This is a genomic window from Haloferax sp. s1, from assembly GCF_058382125.1.
This window is the reverse complement of sequence record NZ_JBZRPK010000138.1, coordinates 1-1,299: the sequence shown is the minus strand read 5'-3', so window position 1 is coordinate 1,299 and position 1,299 is coordinate 1. Positions and strand designations below refer to the sequence as shown.

Annotated in this window: 1 protein-coding gene; it reads left to right on the top strand. The window is 66.1% G+C overall.

Features of this window, described 5'->3' with window-relative positions; translation table 11 throughout:
- Positions 1-1,299, top strand: a 1,299-nt coding sequence (locus QT222_RS01005) for an ATP-dependent DNA ligase (RefSeq protein ID WP_491476011.1), incomplete at both ends; no start/stop codon positions are given.

Here is a 1,299-nt window from a genome sequence, read left to right as displayed (position 1 = left end):
GATTCCGAACTGCGCGCGCTCGCCGCCGCGTCGGGGTCGGGAAGCGAAGAAACGAAGCTCAAAACGCTCTACGGCCTGTTCAACCGAACCGACCCCGACGAAGCGCGCTTCCTCGCGCGACTCGTCCTCTCCGAGATGCGTATCGGCGTCGGCGAGGGAACCGTCCGGGACGCAATCGCCGAAGCGTTCCTCGTCGCACCCGAAGACGCCGCTGCCATCCGCGACGACGACGTAGACACGGAAACCGAGACGGCCGCCCGCGAACGACGCGACGAAGCCATCGCCACCGTGGCCCGTGCGCTACAGGTCTCGAACGACTACGGCATGGTCGCCGAAGTCACCCGCGATGAGGGCGAATCCGGTCTCAGCGAGGTCCGTCTCGAAGTCGGACGCCCGGTGCAGGCGATGCTGGCGCAAGCCGGGACTGCCGCCGACGCGCTCGACGAGTGGGAGACTGCGGCGGTCGAAACGAAGTTCGACGGCGCTCGCGTGCAGGTCCACCGGGACGAAGCGGGCGATGTGTCGCTGTTCTCCCGGAACATGGAGGATGTGACGAACGCGCTCCCCGAAATCGTGGAATTCGTCGAGGACGCGGTCGACGAGCCAGCCATCCTCGACGGCGAGGTGGTCGCCATGGACGACGACGGCGAGCCACTCCCGTTTCAGGAGATTCTCCGGCGTTTCCGCCGCAAGCACGACGTGGGTCGGATGCGCGAAGAGGTCCGCGTCGAACTCCGGGCGTTCGACTGCCTCCACGCCGCCGGCGACGACCTCCTGACGGAACCGCTTACGACCCGACACGACCGACTGGCAACGGTTCTCGGGCCAGACTCCGACGCCGTTTCCGACCTGCTCCTCTCCGACTGCCCCGACGAAGTCGCCGCGTACGAATCCGAGGCGCTCGAAGCCGGCCACGAGGGAATCATGCTGAAGAACCCCGACGCGGCCTACTCGCCGGGCGACCGCGGGAAGAACTGGCTGAAGCGCAAACCCGACGTGGAGACCCTCGACCTCGTGGTGACGGGTGCCGAGTGGGGCGAAGGCCGCCGCGCGAAATTCCTCGGAACGTTCCTGCTTTCGGCCCGCGTCGACGACGAGTCCGGCGACGACGAATTCGAGACTATCGGCAAGGTTGCGACGGGCATTACCGACGAAGAACTGGTCGAACTCACGGAGCTACTCGAACCCGAAATCGAACGTGAGTCGGGCAAGGAAGTCGATATTCGCCCATCGGTCGTCTTCGAGGTCGGCTACGAGGAGATTCAGGCGTCGCCGACGTACTCGTCGGGGTACGCGCTT